This window comes from Clostridium sp. ZBS15 (assembly GCF_023845705.1).
Taxonomy (GTDB): Bacteria; Bacillota; Clostridia; order Clostridiales; family Clostridiaceae; genus Clostridium; species Clostridium aquiflavi.
Genome location: NZ_JAMQHY010000042.1, coordinates 51,027 through 71,616 on the forward strand (window position 1 = coordinate 51,027; position 20,590 = coordinate 71,616).

Genomic DNA, 20,590 nt, shown 5'->3' on the forward strand with positions numbered 1-20,590 from the left:
TTTGGAGGTGTGATATGTCTGTGATATTTTGGAATACGATTTCTAACTATAATAAAAGCACTTGGATAGCACAACTTATAATATGTGCTATAGGCTTAGTGTTAACAAGACTAATATATATTAAACCAACAAAAATTGTGAAAATTTCATTGAAAATATTTTTATCTTTTAGTTTTGCTTGGATTTCAATTGTATTTTTTATACTGAATGGGTCTAATGAGTTAAACAAATATTTAACAGCTACTTTATTTGGCAGTATTGCATTATTGTTTTTTATTGACATATTTAAAGATAATATAATTTTTGAAAGAAATAAAAGGTTTAATAAATTAGTATTCATTTTATACATTCTATTTTTAGCCTATCCATTAATTAGTATTATATTGGGACATGCATATCCTGCAATAACTACATGGCTTATGCCTTGCCCGCTTGTAGTATATTCAATTACATTATTAGTTTCTTTTTCTACCAAAGTAGATTATAAAATATTAATACTATTAATATTTTGGGCGTTAACAGGATTGCCTAAAATTTTTATGTTTGGTGTACCAGAAGATTTTATACTTTTTCTTTCTGGAATTTTGGCTATTTATGTGTGGACTTTAATTATTAAAGAAAGAAAAAAATAAAATAATAATAGCAAGAGTTATAAAAGTGATATATTATGTTTAGAGTGATGAAAGGAGGTTTTTAAATATGGTACGAATTTCAAAGGAGCCTGAAGTTCGCAAACAGGAAATATTAGATACAGCAATGAGATTATTTTATAAAAAAGGATATGAATCAACTTCTATGGCTGACATAGCAAAGGAAATGAATGTGGTACCAGGGTTATGTTATCGTTACTTTAAATCAAAACAAGAACTTTTCGAAACCGCAATGGATAAGTATGTTGAAGAATGTGGAGAAAAATTTTTAAAGGTTATTTGTGATGATAAAAAAACATTAATAGAACGTATGGACGATATGGCTAAATTAATGCTAATTCAAGAAGATAACAGCAAATATCATTATTTTTATCATAAGACTGGTAATGAAATATTGCATGAGCAACTTACTATAAAAATTGCAAAATATTTAATTCCAAGTTTATGTAAAGAGTTTAAAAAGTTATGTGAAAAAAGAGAAATTCATATTGAAAATGTTGAAATAATGACTAATTTTATTATGTATGGACAAATAGGTGTTTTGTCATGCAAAGACATTTCTATGGAAGAAAAAATTAAACAAATTCGTGGATTTATAAATTCAATATTAGGAATAAGATAATAGATATAATGATTGGTTATTAGATAAACATCCCTAATAAAGTATTTCTGTAAAGTGATATTTTGTTAGGGTAAAAAAATACTTAGTGAATGAATTTTATTCATTGACTATAATTCACTAAATAGTAATCAAAGAAAGAAGAGGATTTAAATGAAAAATGTATTAGAAAAAGATTTTACAACAGGTAACACAACTAGAAAACTAATAGGAGCTACTATCCCAGTGCTCATAGCATTTATATTTAGCATGGCATACAACATAGTTGACAGTCTTTGGGTTGGAAATCTACTTGGTGAAAAAGCAATGGCAGCACTTACTGTATCAATGCCACCTATACTGTTAACAATTTCTATTGCAATGGGTGCTACTAATGGGGTTGCAATTTTGTTATCAAAATATGTTGGGGCAAAGGATAAAGAAAATCAAAATAAAGTAATATCAACTTCTTTTATAGTAGCATTTATTTTCAGCATAATTATAACTGTTATATGTGAACTTAGTGCAAAAACTATTTTAAATCTTTTAAACACACCAAATGAGATATATGCTATGTCAAAAGAGTATCTTATTTTATATATGATTGGATATGTTTTTGTATTTATGTACTTATATTTTACAGCTGTATTACGCAGTTTTGGTAATACAACTATGCAAATGGTATCTATTATTTTCTGTACAATACTTAATATAATTTTGGATCCTATTTTTATTAATAAAATGGGTCTTAAAGGTGCAGCAATTGCAACTTTATTGTCTCAGGGAATAATGATGATTATTATGATTGTATATATTATTAAGAAAAAATTAATTGTAATTAATTTTAAGTTCTTTGACAAAAATACTTTAAAGAATCTTACACTAAAAGCAATACCATCTATTATTCAACAAAGCATTCCTGCAATAAGTACAAGTTTTATTACTTGCTTAGTTAGTACATTTGGAGTATTGCCTATAGCTGCATTTGGTATTTCAGGAAAATTAGAAACCATTTTATTTTATCCTGCTATGGCGCTTAACATGACAATTACTACATGCACTGGTCAATGCTTTGGTGCTAAAAATATAAAAAAAGCAAAAGAATATCTTAAATCAGGAGTATTATTAGGTAGTGGATTTTTAATTGTATTAACAATTATAGTAGTATTTTTTTCAGAAAATTTAGCACAAATGTTTGGAGCAAATGAAAGTGCTAAAGATTTAGTTAAAGTTTATTTTTCAATTATTTCAGTTGGATATATCTGCAATGTTATTACTAATTCTGTTCTTGGAGCAGTAAATGGTTTTGGAAAACCAATGTCAGCTATGTTTTTAATGATTTTCTACTATATTATTATTCGTATGCCACTAGCAAAGGTATTATCTACAGGTGATTTAGGATTAAATGGAATATGGGTAGCTGTTTTGATAAGTCATATTGTAGCAACTATAGCAGGAATTTATTATTTTAAAGTACTACTAAAAAATGCACAAGTTTAGGTGGAACTACACATAGAAAAGTTTATTAATTATGTTGTTTATTCAGGCAATATAAAAGATCCAGGGAGTATTTTAGAAACAGGAATAAATGAATACAAAGTTAATTCAATATCTATGTCGAATAGAGATTACAAAACAAGATATAATGGCTCTAACATTCACTCCTATTATGGGATGGAAGATAGGAATATCTGATAAAATAATAAACGCTATACACGTAGTAAAAGACATAAATAATGACTATAAGAATGATATAGAATCAATACTATATGCTTTTGCAAATAAATTTTTAAGCGGAAAAGATTTGGAGAAAGTAAAGGAGGAATTGAGAATGACTGAACTTGGTAAAAGTCTAATACAAGAAGGAATTGAAAAAGGGAAAGATGAAGGAAAAGCTGAGCTTCTGATTAAACAGCTAATGAAAAAGTTTAAAAAATTACCTAATGAATATAAGGAAAAAATAAAATCACTTCCAAAAGAAACAATAGAGTTAATTGCAACAGATATATTTGAGTTGAATTCAATAGAAGAGTTAGAACAATATTTCTAAAGAGTAGTGAAAATATTGGAAAATGTAATGTGTAAACAAAATAATTTATACCAACAATTTTTAAAGTATTGATATTATGATTTAAAGGAATTATTTAAAAAGGCGAAAGCTAAAGAAGAACAAGAAAAAGTAATAGGGAAAGAAATAGTAGAAAATAGCTTGCGATATTTAGAGTAGGCTATTTTTTTACGCAAAATTACTTAGACAGGAAGGTGATAGATTGATATGCATCTACGATAAGAAAACCACAAAAGGCAACTTCAGCTGGAGTCAAATTATTCAATGAATCATGAGGTCTTATAAAATTATAGTGAAAAATAAATATATAGATTAAGTTTATAAGAGCAATGTTTACATAACTTAACAGATTAAAGCTTAAGGAAGCGTAAAATAAACAATAGATATAGAGCATTCTATAAATGTAAAGTACAATATAAAATATGAAGAGTTTTTTAAATTTTAAAAAATCACCCCAACCTCTAGATATACCTACAAAAGGTATTCAGAATGATTATTAGGATGATTTTTAAAAATATTAAGTTTTTATTTTACCAATTTAATGTATTCTTAGCTTGATGACATTGTCACCCTGTGCTATTAACTAAATTTGGAGTAACTTAATCAGCTTTTCTAACTCTTCAGATAAATCTTTTGCAGTGGTAAAATCATTATCTTTTAAAGCTAATTCTATTTTTGTTTCAACTAATTTTTTATTTTGTTCAATTTCTAAATAATCTTTTTCAAAGTAATTGGCATAAACCATTTTTTTGAAAGTCTTCATATTCATTCTTCTTATTTTCTTATCTTCAACAATTAAAATATAATCCATACAGTTTACTATAGAATAGAAATCGTGAGAAACCATTAGAATAGCGCCATTATAGTTTTTTATGGCTTTTTCTAATGCTATTTGTGAATATGTATCTAAATGACTTGTAGGCTCATCAAGAAGCAACAAGTTTGCATTACTAGCAGAAATTTTAGCTAATTGAAGCATATTTTTTTCTCCACCAGATAAAGACTCTATCTTTTGATTAAGTATTTCTTCATTTTCAAAACCATATTCAAAAATATGTAATTTAATGTCTTCATAAGTTTCAAAACCAGCCTCCAAGAATTCTTCAAGTATGGTATTAGAATCATTTAGAGTTTTGCCCTGAATTTGAGATAAATAAGCCATTTGAACTTGTTCATTTATCTCAATAGAATCATTATTATTTTTAAATATTTCTTTAAGTAAAGTAGTTTTTCCAGTACCATTTGAACCCACAATAGCTACTTTATCAGTAGATTTAATCTCAAAGTTAACATTTTCTAACAGTATCTCATCAAAGACAACATTGTAATTATTAATTTTTAAAGCAATAGTTTCTTCAAGTTTATTATAGGTATTTAAATTAATATCTGGTTCTTTAATAGCTATAAATGGAGCTTTAATTCTACGTTCTTCTAATCTTTCTTGAATTTTAACTCTAGCCCTTAGGGTTTTTCCTCTGAATTGTTCAGCATTTTCAGTTGCAAGCTCTCGAAGTCTTTCTATTAATATATCATTTCTTTCAATTTCAGCAGTATCTTCAGCAGCCAGTTCTTGTAATTCAATTTTAGTTTGAAGTAATGAGAAGTTATAATCAATATAGCTTCCATCAAACTCTTGTATCTCCATGTTTTCAAGATGAAGAATTTTGTTGAAACAATTATTTAATAGATATCTATTGTGTGTAATAATTAACATTGTTCCTTTATGTGAATTAATTAGATTTTTAAGAGAATTAAGGTTTCCAAAATCTAAAAACACATCTGGTTCATCCATAATCATTAAGTCTGGACTATTTAGCATTGCTTTAATTACTTGGATAAGCTTGAATTCTCCACCACTAAGTTCAGATATCATTAAATCTTTATACTTGATTAAGTTTGTAAGATTAAGTTTCTTATTAATAATGTTTTCGAAATCATCGCCATTAATTGCATCAAATGCATCTAAAGCTTGTTGATACTTTTCTAGTAAAGTATCAATATCTGAAGATGTCTCCATTTCAGTACAAAGAGATGTTATTTCATTTTGTAGTTTAATAAACTCTTCTGCTATATATTCGAAAACTGTAATTTCTTTTATTTTATCTAGTTGTGAGAATTGACTTACATACCCAATTCTACAATTTGGAGATATTTCTAATGTACCATCAAACATATATTCTTCTGGATCCATAAGTATATCTATAAGTGTACTTTTTCCACTGCCATTTGTTCCTATAAAAGCACAATGCTCACCATCTTCTAATGTAAATGAAATGTTATTATATAAATCCTTTTGGGGAAATGAGTAGGATAAGTTATCAACTTTTATCATATTATTACCTCTCTTTATAACTTAAAAAGAGCTTATAAAAATAAGCGCTTTAATATATTCTTAGCAATTGAAATTTTACACTTGATTTTTATGTAGTAAAGACATTTTACTAAGTTTAACATTGACAGCATAACATTTTTTTCGACTAAGTTCAATAATTTCATATAATAAACAAAAACTGTCCTAGTATTTTAATACATTAAGTATATTAGTCTATTTTTTGCACTTATAACTAATGAAAATCCAATATATATTATTACCTTAAATAATATATATTTAAAAAAAAGTAGTGGGATTTTCGCTAAGGGAGGCATTTTTACGGTTGATTTAAAGCTTTTATAAAATGTCTATTTTGTAATTAAAGTAATTATTATTAAGATAAATTTAAAAAAAATTTAATAATATATTGCATAATAAGAAAAAAAGTGCTATCATGTAAACGTAGTCAAAAAGAATATTTAGTAAGAGTTCTTAAGTAGATTACAATAAAATATAAATATTTAGCGTGTTACTGATTCGATCAGGCATAAGCGTAGGGAAATAAAAAATGCAATAGAGTAAATGTAATATTGTTTGTTGTATCATATGTTTTGTACAGTTTTTTTAGGTATTATGATTTTTTTATGATTTAATTTAGTGTACAAATAATGTGACCAAATCTGAACATATATTTCTTTATTTTATTTCCAAATGCTTATGTCTTTTTTGTTTTGTAACAAATAAAAAATAGGAGGTATAAAAATGGTAGGAATTATTCTTGCTAGTCACGGAGAATTTGCTAAAGGCATCATGCAATCTGGTAAAATGATTTTTGGAGAACAAGAAAACGTAAAAGCTGTTACGTTGATGCCTAGTGAAGGACCTGATGATCTTAAAGCAAAAATGAAAGATGCAATTGCATCCTTTGACAATCAAGATGAAGTCTTATTCTTAGTTGATCTTTGGGGTGGTACACCATTCAATCAAGCAAATGGTTTATTTGAAGAACACAAAGATAAATGGGCAATAGTAGCTGGTTTAAATTTACCAATGCTGATTGAAGCTTATGGTGCACGTCTTTCTATGGAATCTGCACAAGAAATTGCATCTTATATCTTAACATCAGCTAAAGAAGGTATTAAGGTTAAGCCAGAAGAATTAGAACCAGAAGATACTGGTAAGGCTATTGAAGATTCAGCAAAACAATCTAATGCAGGTAAACCAGGATCATTCGAATATGTTTTAGCTCGTATTGATTCTCGTTTACTTCATGGTCAAGTAGCGACTGCTTGGACAAAAACTGTTCAACCTACAAGAATTATTGTAGTTTCAGATGCAGTAGCTAAAGATGAACTTCGTAAGAAATTAATACAACAAGCTGCTCCACCAGGAGTTAAAGCACATGTTGTTCCAGTTGATCATATGATTAAACTTGCAAAAGATGATCAACATTTTGGTGGTCAACGCGCATTACTTCTTTTTGAAAATCCAGAAGATGTACTTAGAGTGGTAGAAGGTGGAGTGCCATTAAAGACAATAAATGTTGGTTCTATGGCTCATTCTATAGGTAAGGTTCAACCAAATAAAGTACTTGCTTTTAATCAAAAAGATATTGATACATTCAATAAGTTAAAACAAGCTGGACTTAATTTTGATGTTCGTAAAGTACCAAATGATTCAAAAGGAAATATGGATGAAATACTTAAAAGAGCACAAGAAGAATTAAAAAAACAAAAATAATTTAATTATTAATAAAAGGAGGATTAGTAATCATGACTTTAAATATACTTCAAATTGTATTAGTCATTATTATAGCATTTCTAGCTGGTGTAGAAGGTATATTGGATGAATTCCAGTTCCATCAACCATTAGTTGCATGTACATTAATTGGATTGGTTACAGGTAATTTATTACCATGCTTAATCTTAGGTGGTACTCTTCAAATGATGGCCTTAGGTTGGGCAAATATAGGTGCAGCAGTAGCACCAGATGCAGCATTAGCATCTGTTGCATCAGCAATCATTTTAGTTCTTGGAGGTCAAACTGGTAAAGAAGGAATTACTGCGGCAATCGCTATTGCTGTTCCTTTAGCAGTTGCAGGATTATTATTAACAATTATTTGTCGTACAATTGCTACAGCGTTCGTACATTTTATGGATGCAGCAGCTAAGGAAGGAAATATAAGGGCTATTGAAATGTGGCAAATTGTTGCTATTTGTATGCAGGGTGTACGTATTGCAATTCCAGCAGCATTAATTTTAATAATTGGTGCTGGTCCAATATCAGGGTTACTTGCAGCTATGCCAGCTTGGTTAACAGATGGTTTAGCAATTGGTGGTGGAATGGTTGTAGCTGTTGGTTACGCAATGGTAATTAATATGATGGCTACAAAAGAAGTTTGGCCATTCTTTGCAATTGGTTTTGTATTAGCAACTATTTCAGAAATTACACTTATCGGACTTGGAGCAATAGGTGTAGCTTTAGCTCTTATTTACTTAGCACTTAGCAAACAAGGTGGAGCAGGTAATGGTGGAAGTTCAAATACTGGTGATCCTTTAGGGGATATCATTGATAGATACTAAGAAGGGAGAGGAAACGAAAATGTCAAAACAATTAAAATTAACAAAAAGAGATCGTATTTCTGTTTGGTTCCGTTCATTTTTCCTTCAAGGTTCTTGGAACTATGAAAGAATGCAAAACGGTGGTTGGGCATATGCAATGATTCCAGCAATCAAGAGATTATATAAGACTAAAGAGGAACAATCAGAGGCATTAAAACGTCATTTGGAATTCTTCAACACTCACCCATATGTAGCTTCACCAGTTCTTGGAGTAACATTAGCTTTAGAAGAAGAACGTGCAAATGGTGCACCTGTAGATGATGCAACTATTCAAGGTGTTAAAGTTGGTATGATGGGACCTTTAGCAGGTATCGGAGACCCAGTTTTTTGGTTTACTGTTAGACCAATTTTAGGAGCATTAGGTGCTACTCTTGCTATGAGTGGTAATATACTTGGACCAATAATATTCTTCGTTGCTTGGAATATCATTCGTATGGCATTCATGTGGTATACACAAGAATTTGGTTATAAAGCAGGATCTCGTATTAGTGATGATTTATCAGGTAGTTTGTTACAAGATGTTACAAAAGGGGCATCTATACTAGGTATGTTCATTTTGGGATCATTAGTTAATAGATGGGTATCTGTTAAATTTGCACCAGTAGTATCATCAGTTAAGTTAAGTAAGGGTGCATTTATTGATTGGAGTGCTCTTCCACAAGGAGCAGAAGGTATAAAAACAGCTTTAATGCAACAAGGCGCAGGTATGTCATTAACACCTGAAAAAGTTACAACATTACAAAATAACTTAGATTCATTAATTCCTGGGCTTGCAGGATTAATAATTACATTTATTTGTATGTGGTTGCTTAAGAAGAAAGTATCTCCAATTGTTATAATTCTTGGATTATTCGTAATTGGTGTTGTATTCCATTTGATTGGTTTAATGTAATATTTTTTGCTTAGCCTAGGCTTTTAGCCTGGGCTTTTGTTAACATATAAAGTAGTTGAGGCACATTCAAAAAAATAATTTTTATAATACTAATAAAATAAATTGGTTAAATAAGTATTATTTTTAATAAATTTTTCAACAATTGATAGAAACATATACAAAATATATAATAAAAATAAATGTATGTATTAAGTAGAAAAGAGGTAGATTAGATGGTTCAATCACTGAATACAAAAGTGGATCTAGCGATTGATGCAACAGCTTTTACTGGGCTTGCAGATTATGGAAAAATAATGATAGGCGACAAAGGCTTTGAGTTCTATAATTCTCGTGATCCTCACAAATATATTCAAATTCCTTGGGAAGAAGTTGACTATGTCATTGCATCTGTATTGTTTAAAGGAAAATGGATTCCGCGATATGCAATCCAAACGAAAAAAAATGGTACTTATACCTTTGCTTCTAAAGAAGCAAAAAAAGTGCTTCGTACTGTTCGAAATTATGTTGATCCAGATCATATGGTTAATTCTTTAAGTTTTTTTGATGTTGTGAAACGAGCAGCTAAATCCATGTTTAAGAAGAGTTGATCAACTAAAGAAGTTATAATCTGTAAGAGTTAGTTATGATACAGTAGAAGTGTTAAAAGGTTAATAACTATGCTATAAGAGTCACTAACTTAAGTTTATCCATATATAAGCGATAATGTAAATATATGAATAAAAGTTAAGGAGTTATATATGTTTTTTAGTAACATTATAAATAAGAAAAAGAGTTTGATTAAAGAATTAGACTCATTAGGATATTCTGAGAGAGTACAAAAAGTTGCATTATTAGCACGTGATATGGATAAAGATAAATGTATAAAGTTATTGTATTCTTTATTAGAAGGTGGGGAATATGAAGCTAACTTGGCTCTAGTTGGTGCAGATGTTATCAGGAATTGTGAAATTATTAAAAAAGCTTTAAGTCACCACAAAAATAGCATAAGAATAAAAGCAGCTAAACTTTTAGCTAAACATGGATCAGTAGATGAAATTGAAAAAGAAATGAGAAATTTATCTTGCGAATGCCGTAAGAAGTTATTAAACACTATTTACTATGTAAATCGCAGGGATGTAGCTGAAAGATTATTTCCTATTGTGTATTCAAAATATGGGGCAGGAGAGGCAAAGAGGATATTTGCAATATGCTCTGATGAAACTGTTGAAAAATATATTGATGAAATTGGGTATGCAATTGATCATTGGAATAGAATAGCAGTTTACCATGAAAAAGTATTTATAAAGTATTTCAAGAAATCTTTAGAAGATGCAAAAGATAGGGAAAGGGTATATGTTTGGAATACATTTTTTGATGCAGTAGAAGTCTTAGTTTTGTCTAATGGGGAATTTATATTAGATTGTGCAATGAATTTTCCACCAAGAGATAAAATTTATTCTATTTTATCTAAGCAGTTTGGAATTCTTGTTAGAAAAAATCCTTCTAAAGTACACAGTATACTTTTATCAGAAGAATGTAGAAAAGAGCTTCTCTTGTATGGTGCTCCAAGATGTATTTTTAGCAGAAAAGTCAACTTTACTATAAATCAGTGGATAGAAATAGGTAAGATTCTTAAAAATAAAGTTAATCATATTATAAAGATACTTCACAATATTCCACCTTCAAATCGTGAAGATTTTTTTTATGGTGTATATGATGAGGATGAAGTTAATAAGAAAGTTTTTCATAGAGCAATATTAAAAGAACTGCCTAGTAAACTCCGTGATAAAATAGCTAAAAATATGCTAAATATTAAAGAAGTTCTTAATAATAAAAACAGATATATCAATACTTTAGCTTATTGTGATATTGAGTTTAGTAGGGGCATTTTGGAAAAAGAAGCTAAAGCTTCAAATGCAGAAGAACGTAGTTTGGCACTTAAATTAATCATAAAAAGTACTGCATTGAGCAGGAGAGAAGTTTCTGAAACTTTGACTTATTTATCTCGTATTAAAAATGATCAAGACCCAGTAAGAAAAGCTGTTTTGGAAGAGCTTTCTAACTGTCAGACATCATTGTATGACGATAAAGATGTAAAACTTCTAGAAGTTATTTTTAATAGTGTTATTGAAGCTAGAGATACGTCTTATGATACTTTGAATTACTTGGGAAAATTAGCCTTTAAGATTTTAAAACATAATACAGACAAAAATAATAGTAAAATATTCAAGTTTGCATTAAATACATTAACTAGTTTATCTAAAAGAAACTCAATACTTTTTTTATTTAAATTAGATGATATAGAAAAGGGAATGGAAAAAATAATTTTTGAAGAATTTTATCCTTTATTGAAGGACTTAAATAAAAGAGAAAATTACAGTTGCATAATTAAAATGGCTAATTTATTAGGAAAACGAGGATATAAGATAGAAAAGCTTCAGGAATTATTGAAGGAAGTAGTAATGTCAAAATATGAGAACTATTCTAAAGAGGCTGCAAAAAATTACCTAGCATATAAAAAGACAAGAGATAAAAGAGTTAAAGAATTATTAGAGATGGATAAATCATTTATATGTATAAACGAAGTTTTTTTGCATCTTCATACAAGACGACAAGAATGGTTAGATCCATATATTGAAGGCAATGTGATTAAGGGTAAGTTCTTAAGTGGAGAGACAATTTATCTTTTACCAGCAGTAGATAAATTTAATAAATATCTTCCACGCCAGCAGCAGACTTTCAGCAAATTACTTAAAATAATAGCTAATGGATCACAATATAGTTATTATGAACGTCATCAGGCTATACATGCATTAGCTAAAATGCCAGATATTGATTTAAGATGTTTTGATGGTCTTGTAAAAAGCAGTGAAGTTCTTATTTCAGAATCAGCTTTACATGCATTATCAACTACAGAAGAACCTGAAAAAGCTATTAAAGTTTTATTAGATAATTTAGATGGAGATAAAGCAAGAACAGCCATGTATTCTATACCAAGATGTATAAGAAATATGAATCATGAATCTTTTACTAGAGTTATTGATGAACTTTTCCAAAGAGAACATTTAAAAATAACTGTGAGAAAAGAAGTTATAAGATTGTTGGGAGAGTATAGAAGTGAAGAAAACATTAAATTGTTATTAAATGAAGCTAAAAAAGAAAATGTACACAAAGATGTACAGATAGCAATAGGACATGTTGCTAGAAAGTATTTAGATTATGAATTTGCATGGGAAATTTTAGATAGACTTATTGAATGTAAGGAAGGGGATGTTATTAAAAGCTTATTAAGTCAATATTCAAATCATCTTCAAAAGAAATATAGAAATAGGTATTTAAAATTAATACTAAAAATTGCAGATTTAGATGACAATGAAGTTTCTAAAGAAGCTATTATTACAATGAAAAATTGGATAAATATAGATGAGAACAGCATTGCTAATTCTGTTTATAAAGTGATGACTGATTTAAATGATTCAGGCAAGTGGAAGTCGGCCTTGGATTTATTAATATGCGTAGTTGTAGATGGCAATATAAATAAGTATATAATAGATACTGTTAGATTTATGGTTAATGTAAGGATAACAGAAGACATTAATGGGAAATCTCAAAGAGATATGCCTCATATACAAAGATTAAATTTTCTTGTAAATAAAATTGTATCTTTAAATAAAATGACAAGACAAAAGCTAATACCTTTATTTGAAGAAATAATTGAAGTTATAAAATCTGATGAAACATTGAAAAAGATGATTATTAAACTTTATACAGCATGTATAGATTTTGATAATTCAATAAAAACTATACAATATATAAATAATATTGCACAAATACTTAAAGAAAGACCATATATTATGGAGTTTTCATATAATGAAATTTCGAAAGTATTACAAAACTTAAAGGGATATTATAATCCAGAAAATTTAATGAAATCAATAGATGAGATAATTTTACAAGATATAACTGAAGCGATGTATATATCACTTTCACTTTTAGAAACAGCAGGAAATGATTTAGTGTGGAGAGAAGATTGCTGCGAAAAGTTAAGAACTTTTAGAAATCACAAAAATATTGAAATTTGTTCAAAGGCATTACATATTTGGACTTCTATTGAATAATTTATTTAAGAAAGAAATCAAGAAAAAGTTGATGAGAAGAAGGCTATTTGATTAAAAAAAAGTAGTAGTGTTTAAAGACCACATTGAAGTTACATTCAATGTGTTTTTTTTTGCTCAAAAATAGAAAAGAAGCAACTGAAGTTATAAGCAGTAATTATTTTAAGTAAAATATTGTTGGAGGAATAATAAAAATGGAAGTTATGGAAGAAAAAATAGATATTAAAGAAAAAGAAGAGTCCATAAAAGAGAGAAGAACTATATATAGAATTCTTAATCTTTACAATTTAATCATATTATGTTACTACGACGATATGGAGTAAAAGAAATATAAAAATTTTTCTTGAAATAGCATCTGGATATTGGAGTTTTAAATATAAAAATTTAATTGAAATGACAAAAAGCATTTTCTCAGTTTTTGAGAAAATGTTTTTTGTCTAAAACCTGAAACGTATGCCTTGATTTCATAGGTATACATTTTTTATAAGCAAATTTTTAGTTTGGATTGTTATTTGAAATTATTGTAATGGTATATATAAATATTACTAGTGTAAGGCTAAATATATTAGTTTTGCACAAACTGAGAAAAAACAAAACGATCAGGAACAAAATGAGATTCTGTATATTCAAAGATTCTGCCATCTTCAACATAAGCATTATTATATAATATTCCAACGCAGTCGTGATCTTTTAGATTGATTAGAGCCTTATCTTGCTTTGTTGCTTTTTTTATTGCGATAGTACGGCGTGCAGCAAGTATTTTTTTGTTAAGTACATTTTTTATATAATCATATATAGAATTTTGAGCAATTGAAACGGTTAAATCAGATACAATATCTGATCTAAAGTAATTAATATCTAATAATAGTGGTTCATTATCTAAATATCGGATTCGCACAAGGTGATATACTTCAACACCAACTTGAAACCCAGTAATTTTTTTTGAATTTTCATCAATAATTGACTTTTCAAATGATAAGACGCTTGTTGTCAAATTAGCTTTGTTATTCATCACTAAGGAAGAAACCCAAGCAAAACTTTTAAAATCAAGCTGAAAACATTCTCTTTTAAGTTCTAGTGGCTCTAAAATTACGACACCTTTTCCTTTTAAACTTTGTACATATCCTTCATCATTTAAACGTGCAATTGATCTACGTATTGTGTTACGACTGCATTTAAATTCGTTTACTAATTGGTTTTCAGGAGGTAACATTCCATCTGGATATTTATTTTTACAAATATTATTTTTCAGCACTTCATATAGACTTAAAAATTTTTCTTTTGGCACTATGATTCACTCCATTTCTTATTACAATAATTGTACAATAAATTTTTATACTTTACAAGAATAGGCTTATTTGTAAAGATGTTTAAACATATAATGATAGGTTTGACAAATAAAACGCTGATTTAATGCTAATTAAATACTAAAAACTTTAAATTTCATTAGTTGATTATTTTTATTGACATACATGTTTAAACAAGTATATAATGTATTTATAATTTATGAATTCGTTTTCTGAAATGATTGTAACGGATTCGGAAATGGAGGAAACTTATGAATATAAAAAAAAGCAACATAACAGACATAATACATAATGTTGGTGGTAAAGATAATATATCTTTGCTTACGCATTGTGTCACTCGTTTACGATTTGTATTGAAAGATGAGTCAAAAGTAAACGAAGCCAAACTAAAAGAAAATGAACTTGTTAAAGGGTGTTTTTCTACAAAAGGACAATATCAGGTTATTATTGGTCCTGGGATTGTAGATAAAGTTTTTGATGTTGTATTAGAAGAAACAGGTGCTAAAGAAGCGAATAGGGATGAATTGAAAAAAATTGAAGATGAAAAAATGAATCCTTTTCAAAAAGCATTAAAAATATTCTCAGATGTTTTTTATCCTATTCTTCCTGCTATTGTAGGTGCAGGTCTTTTAATGGGTATTAGCAATATTTTAACTGCATCTGGTATATTCGGTAGTGAATCACTTGTACAAATGTATCCTGTCATAGCAGGATTTTCAGATATGATTAGTATGATAGCAAATACTGCATTTACATATATTCCTGTTTTAGTAGCATGGTCTGCTACAAAACGTTTTGGTGGAAGTCCAATGCTTGGAGTTTTTCTTGGATTAGTTTTAATTAATTCAGATTTAATCCCAGGTTCACAAATGTCTTCTGTTATTTCTGGAGCTATTGAACCACAATATTGGAATGTTTTTGGAATTAATATTCTTAAACTGGGATATCAAAATTCAGTTCTTCCTGTATTTGTTGCATCTTACTTATTATCATTTATTGAGAAAAAACTAAAAGAATATTTACCAGATGTACTTCATTTAATTTTAGTTGCTCCAATAGCAATTTTTATAACATCTTTTTTAACATTTTTATGTATTGGACCAGCAATGAATCAAGTTGCAACATGGATTACTGATGGAATTATGGAATTATTTAATTTTGCACCTATTTTTTCAGGTTTCTTATTTGGATTATTATGGGAACCGTTGGTTGTTACTGGTATGCATCATGCCTTGATTGCTGTAAATATACAACTTATTGCAGCTACTCAACAAAGCTTCATGCTTTCTATTATTACAATAACATGTGTAGCGGAAGCTGGTGCTGTATTAGCTATGGCTTTCCTTTCTAAAAGTAAAAATAAAAAGAGTATAGCAATATCTGCTAGTACTACAGCTTTATTAGGTGTAACTGAACCATCAATGTTTGGTGTAACAATTCCAGCTAAATTTCCATTCGTATGTTCTATAATAAGTTCAGGTATAGCTGGAGCTTTAATAATGATATTCAAAATATATGCTATTTCATTAGGACCTAGTGGACCATTAGCTTTTACTATTATTCCAGCTCAATTTTGGTTAAAACATTATCTTTGTATGGCATTTGCCTTTGTTTTAGCTTTTGCATCTACATATATAATTGGTAAAATGAAGAACAATAAGGTTACTGAAGTAGAAAAAGATAAAAAACTTAAAAAGAAACAACATGATATTTTAAGCCCTGTTACAGGAGAATGCATTGAATTATCAAAAGTTAATGATCCAACATTTTCTTCAGAGTCTTTAGGCAAAGGAATTGCTATTATCCCAGAGGAAGGAATTATAGATTCTCCTATTGAAGGAACAATTAGTGTACTTTTCCCTACACTACACGCTATTGGCATTACAGATGAGAATGGAATTGAAATTTTAATTCATGTTGGAATTGATACTGTAAATTTAAATGGTAAAGGTTTTGAAGCAAAAGTTTCTGTTGGAGATAAAGTAAAAGCAGGTCAACATTTATTAGACTTTAATCTTGAAGATATGAAAAAACAAGCATATGATATGACAACTATGATGGTTATTACAAATTCAAATGAATTTAAAAAGATAGATATTACAAAAGAAAAAGCAGTGGCAAGAGGAGAAAAATTAATTCACTTAGATTAGTTAGGTAATTTAGAAAGGAGGTTTTTCAAATGGAAGAATGGTATCCAACATGGAGTTATCATGTGCAAAACTATGCTCCATTACCTTCAAATTTAGATCCGTTAGTTCAGATTATAAAGTTAAAAAATAATTTAATAGGTAGAGCTTTTAGAATAATATTATCAAATAAAAATGGTAAGGAACCTTTAAGTATTTCTAATATTATTGTTAAATCACATGGAATTACAAGCAATATTACTGTAAATGGTAAATCACAAGTTTTGCTTTTGCCAGATGAAGAACAATATACTGACATAGTACCAATTTCTTTATATGCAGGAGAAATAATCGAAGTTATATTGACTATACCTTATAGAACATGTTTAACAGGATATGTAGGTTTAAACAGTAATAAAATGATAGATGTTAAATTTTATAAATATGAAAAAGATAAACAATTAAAAGGTATTTACCCAAAAGAAATAAGTGATGCAGTAAAATCTTCATTTAATAATTACGTGTATTTTGGTATTCGTTCACTTGAGGTATTAACTGATAAAAAGCCATATATTATAACAGTATTTGGTGATTCCATTGTTCATCAGGGATATTGGATGAATTCATTATTCATGAAGCTATTTAAAAATAATCATCAAATTGTTATTTGTAATGAAGGTATTTCTGGAAATAGAGTTCTTAGGGATGGAACATCAAGTTGTAAGCTTAATGCCATATTTGGCGAGGCTGGCATAAAACGATTTGAAAGAGATGTTTACTCATTATATAATCCACAGATGGTGCTTATTGCTGAAGGAATCAATGAATTAGTACATCCAGGAAATGTTTCTTCATTATCAGAAATGGTGACTGAACAAGAATTAATTGATGGACTTAATAAACTAGGAAAAATAGCAATTAAAAACAATAGTATTCCTATTTTTGTAACATTAGCTCCATTTTATAATTATGATGGAATATGGGATGAAAAGAGAGAGAATATTAGAGAAACAGTTAATAACTGGATAAGAAGTCAAGAGTATTTTATTGATATAGATTCTATTGTTTGTGATAAATCTAATCCTGAACGCTTAAATGAAATATATGATTGTAATGACCATCTTCATTTTAATGAAAAATGTGGAGATGAAATAGCTGATAAAATATATTTGAAAATATTAAATATAATAAGAAAGGAGTTACAATAATGAGTAGGGTTTATGAATGCTTTCCAGGTGGAAAATATAAAGCAGTAACATTAAGTTATGATGATGGTAAAATTATGGATCGTAGGCTTATCTCAATTTGCAATAGTACTGGCTTAAAAGGAACATTCCACCTCAATTCAGAATACTTTGATTGTAAAGAAGGTCATTGTTATCCGTATATATCAGCAAGTGAAGTAAAAACTTTATATAAAGGACATGAAGTTGCTGGACATACTTGTACACATCCAACTATGAATCGTATTTCATCAGCTTTGAGTGTTCAAGAAGTATTACAAGATCGTGTGAATTTAGAAAGACTTGTAAAAGTTCCAGTGAAAGGCTTCTCTTATCCTAATGGTGTGTTTAATGATAATATCAAAATTATTTTAAAAGCTTGTGATATTTCTTATGCTAGAATTACAGGAAATAGCGAAGAATTTAGTTTACCAGAAGATTTTCTTGAATGGAAACCAACTTGCCATCATAATCATAAATTGTTAGAACTTACAGAAAAATTTCTTAAACAAGAAAATGATCAGCGATTGATGCTTCTATATGTTTGGGGTCATAGTTATGAATTTGAACGAGATAATAACTGGGGACTAATTGAAAAATTTGCAGAAACAGTTGTGGGACATGACTCTATTTGGTATGCCACTAATAAAGAAATTTATGATTATATGCAGTGTATTAGTTGTATGCAGTATTTTGCAGATGGAAAAGGTGTTTATAACCCAAGTTACAATAGCGTTTGGTTAAGTATTGACAAAGATATTTATGAAATAAAGGGTGGAGAAACTGTCTTTTTTGATGAATTAAAAAATAAGTCTATATGTAGAGATAGTTATTAGAAATCGTATTGTAAAAAGGAGTGAAAGGATTTAGATTTGATGTTATGGTATTTAATTTTCACCATCTAAAAGTTGCTTATAAAGATGGTGATAAATGGAATTTAATGGATTTTGACTTTTTACAGTTAAAATTCTTCAGTCAAAATCAAGAGATAATTCACGTACACCAGTGCAATGGAATGATAGAGAAAACGCTGGATTCACTTAGAAGATGATCCTAATATATTTGCATATTTGCGTTCATATAATAATGAAAAACTTTTAGTTATAAATAATTTTTATTATAAACAAGTTAGCTTTAATTTACCTGATAACTTAAAGCTTGAAGGGAAATCACTTATATTGATATCAAACTATAAAGACACAGAAAATAATATTAAAGAATTAATCTTAAGACCATATGAATCTGTAGTTTTTTATATAAAATTACAATAAAATGCAAACTAAAGGGAATGGTAGAATAAATGGAAAAAAATTATTACTTTAATTTGGTAAAAATTTTAAAAAACAAAATTAGAATAGAGAAAGCTAATGGAATACAAGTGCTTATCAAAGAAATACCTGATTCGGATAAAGATGGAATATTAGATCCTAGGGTATATAAAACATCAATACAACCTAAAGATAACACTAAATCTAAACAAGATAACTATATAGTTGATGGTTATAACATAAGTGAAATAAGAAAAAGCATGGGAAGCTATAATACAGATATAACGAATAGAGAAATTAACACAGAATATCGAACGGTAACTGGTGAAAATGGAGACATAGACATTAGAGTATATTTGCCATTAACAAATGTGGAAAAAATGCCTTGTGTAATATTTTTTCATGGAGGTTCGTTTATTGGAGGAACATTGGATGTAGTAGAAAATCCATGTAAAGCTATCTCAGATAAAGCAAATTCAGTTGTAATATCAGTAGATTATAGACTTGCACCAGAAAATCCATATCCAAAAGGATTTATTGATTGTTTTGATGTTGTTAAATATGTCTATAATAATCCAAAAGAATTTAATATAGATAATGAAAAAATATGTGTATCAGGTGATAGTGCTGGTGGTAATCTTGCAGCATTATGTTCATTGAGAGATAGAGATGAAAAGAGCAATATTATAAAGTATCAGGCATTAATTTACCCTTTATTAATCCTAACAGATAATAAAGGTACAGAGTATGATTGGAATATTTCTCAATATAACATGCAAAGTAATGTTGAACTAATAAAAGATAAAGTTACAGCATTAATGGACAATACTATGATAAAAAAATTGTATTTGAAAGGTGAAGATCCAGAATATAAATATATTTCACCATTGTTAGAAAATAATTTTTCTAATTTACCTAAAACATTAGTTATAACTGCAGAGTACGATTTTTTAAGAGTTCAAGATGAAGTATATGTTAAGAATTTAATTGATGCTGGAGTTGATGCAAAAAATATAAGGTACAATGGTGTAAATCATGCATTTATAGATAAATGCGGTTTATATCCTCAAGCAGAAGACTGTTTTGATGAAATAGCTAAGGATATTAATATGATATAAAAAAATTTAAAGTATATCTTCATCACAATTTAAAAAAGTAAATTTATGAATAAAAAAGATGATATGTAGGTGCAATATCATTTAGTTAATAAAATGACATTGAAATTGTTCCAAAGAACAAGGTATAATGTTAATTACATCAGAATATATTTCTATTAATTGACAATGTATTTATTATAAGTTATAATAATTTAAAAATTAACGAAAAAATTATTTGTATAACCTCAAGAATATGGTTTGAGGGTATCTACCAGGAACCGTAAAATCCTGATTACAAAGAAAAAAGACGTATCCTTTTCTTTGTAATCAGGATT

Annotated in this window: 17 protein-coding genes, 2 pseudogenes and 1 riboswitch; of the genes and pseudogenes, 16 read left to right on the plus strand and 3 right to left on the minus strand. The window is 28.3% G+C overall.

All coding sequences use genetic code 11. The annotated features are described in order from the left end of the window. Nucleotides 1-14: 14 nt before the first annotated feature. From NG904_RS13025 to NG904_RS13040, 4 genes and pseudogenes are all read left to right on the plus strand, one after another. A complete protein-coding gene (locus NG904_RS13025) occupies nt 15-632 on the plus strand; it encodes a DUF6064 family protein (RefSeq protein ID WP_252231898.1) in 618 nt (205 codons plus the stop codon). 67 nt (nt 633-699) lie between these two features. Then, nucleotides 700-1,272 (plus strand): TetR/AcrR family transcriptional regulator, encoded by a 573-nt coding sequence (locus NG904_RS13030; RefSeq protein WP_252231899.1) that lies wholly within the window; start codon nt 700-702, stop codon nt 1,270-1,272. A gap of 150 nt (nt 1,273-1,422) precedes the next feature. After that, nucleotides 1,423-2,748 (plus strand): MATE family efflux transporter, encoded by a 1,326-nt coding sequence (locus NG904_RS13035; protein WP_252231900.1) that lies wholly within the window; start codon nt 1,423-1,425, stop codon nt 2,746-2,748. A gap of 24 nt (nt 2,749-2,772) precedes the next feature. Further along, nucleotides 2,773-3,298, plus strand: a pseudogene (locus tag NG904_RS13040) (DUF4351 domain-containing protein); the annotation flags it as partial. Nucleotides 3,299-3,494: 196 nt separating this feature from the next. On the opposite strand, the pseudogene NG904_RS13045 reads toward NG904_RS13040, so the two are convergent. Further along, nucleotides 3,495-3,635: pseudogene (locus NG904_RS13045) on the minus strand (IS6 family transposase); the annotation flags it as partial. A 264-nt stretch (nt 3,636-3,899) separates the two neighbouring features. Continuing rightward, complete coding sequence (locus tag NG904_RS13050) at nt 3,900-5,648, minus strand: ABC-F family ATP-binding cassette domain-containing protein (protein ID WP_252231901.1); 1,749 nt, start codon at nt 5,646-5,648, stop codon at nt 3,900-3,902. Between the two features lie 741 nt (nt 5,649-6,389). Here NG904_RS13050 and NG904_RS13055 point away from each other — a divergent pair. The 6 genes from NG904_RS13055 to NG904_RS17315 all read left to right on the plus strand — a co-directional run bounded on the left by NG904_RS13055 (nt 6,390) and on the right by NG904_RS17315 (nt 13,557). Further along, on the plus strand, nt 6,390-7,367 hold the full coding sequence (locus tag NG904_RS13055) for a mannose/fructose/sorbose PTS transporter subunit IIA (protein ID WP_252231902.1): 978 nt from the start codon (nt 6,390-6,392) through the stop codon (nt 7,365-7,367). Nucleotides 7,368-7,399: 32 nt separating this feature from the next. Then, complete coding sequence (locus tag NG904_RS13060; protein WP_252212755.1) at nt 7,400-8,209, plus strand: PTS mannose/fructose/sorbose transporter subunit IIC; 810 nt, start codon at nt 7,400-7,402, stop codon at nt 8,207-8,209. 19 nt (nt 8,210-8,228) lie between these two features. Next, nucleotides 8,229-9,140 carry a PTS system mannose/fructose/sorbose family transporter subunit IID gene (locus tag NG904_RS13065; protein ID WP_252231903.1) on the plus strand — a complete coding sequence of 304 codons (912 nt, stop codon included), beginning with the start codon at nt 8,229-8,231 and terminating at the stop codon, nt 9,138-9,140. 212 nt (nt 9,141-9,352) lie between these two features. After that, the gene (locus tag NG904_RS13070; protein WP_252231904.1) at nt 9,353-9,727 is read left to right on the plus strand and encodes a DUF956 family protein; all 375 of its coding nucleotides are present in this window, start codon (nt 9,353-9,355) and stop codon (nt 9,725-9,727) included. 150 nt (nt 9,728-9,877) lie between these two features. Further along, on the plus strand, nt 9,878-13,237 hold the full coding sequence (locus NG904_RS13075; RefSeq protein WP_252231905.1) for a HEAT repeat domain-containing protein: 3,360 nt from the start codon (nt 9,878-9,880) through the stop codon (nt 13,235-13,237). A gap of 191 nt (nt 13,238-13,428) precedes the next feature. After that, the gene (locus tag NG904_RS17315; RefSeq protein ID WP_286674352.1) at nt 13,429-13,557 is read left to right on the plus strand and encodes a hypothetical protein; all 129 of its coding nucleotides are present in this window, start codon (nt 13,429-13,431) and stop codon (nt 13,555-13,557) included. 242 nt (nt 13,558-13,799) lie between these two features. Here the strand turns inward: NG904_RS17315 and NG904_RS13080 are convergent, their stop codons facing one another. Next, nucleotides 13,800-14,522, minus strand: coding sequence for a UTRA domain-containing protein (locus tag NG904_RS13080; protein WP_252231906.1), 723 nt, complete (start codon nt 14,520-14,522; stop codon nt 13,800-13,802). Nucleotides 14,523-14,792: 270 nt separating this feature from the next. Between NG904_RS13080 and NG904_RS13085 the strand changes: the two genes are divergently transcribed. From NG904_RS13085 to NG904_RS13105, 6 genes are read left to right on the plus strand one after another with little or no spacing between them, the layout of a single operon-like run. Continuing rightward, entirely contained in the window at nt 14,793-16,691 is a 1,899-nt protein-coding gene (locus NG904_RS13085) for a PTS sucrose transporter subunit IIABC (protein WP_252231907.1), read from the plus strand. A 29-nt stretch (nt 16,692-16,720) separates the two neighbouring features. Further along, nucleotides 16,721-17,875: an SGNH/GDSL hydrolase family protein gene (locus NG904_RS13090; protein WP_252231908.1), complete on the plus strand. Its 1,155-nt coding sequence runs from the start codon at nt 16,721-16,723 to the stop codon at nt 17,873-17,875. After that, entirely contained in the window at nt 17,875-18,726 is an 852-nt protein-coding gene (locus tag NG904_RS13095) for a polysaccharide deacetylase family protein (RefSeq protein ID WP_252231909.1), read from the plus strand. The genes NG904_RS13090 and NG904_RS13095 overlap by 1 nt, the downstream gene beginning before the upstream one ends. Before the next feature lie 20 nt (nt 18,727-18,746). Next, entirely contained in the window at nt 18,747-18,941 is a 195-nt protein-coding gene (locus NG904_RS17650; RefSeq protein ID WP_502801463.1) for a hypothetical protein, read from the plus strand. Nucleotides 18,942-18,960: 19 nt separating this feature from the next. After that, nucleotides 18,961-19,161: a hypothetical protein gene (locus tag NG904_RS17655; protein WP_502801464.1), complete on the plus strand. Its 201-nt coding sequence runs from the start codon at nt 18,961-18,963 to the stop codon at nt 19,159-19,161. A 29-nt stretch (nt 19,162-19,190) separates the two neighbouring features. After that, complete coding sequence (locus NG904_RS13105) at nt 19,191-20,276, plus strand: alpha/beta hydrolase (RefSeq protein WP_252231910.1); 1,086 nt, start codon at nt 19,191-19,193, stop codon at nt 20,274-20,276. A 194-nt stretch (nt 20,277-20,470) separates the two neighbouring features. Next, nucleotides 20,471-20,570, plus strand: a riboswitch (purine riboswitch). The last annotated feature ends 20 nt before the right edge of the window (nt 20,571-20,590 follow it).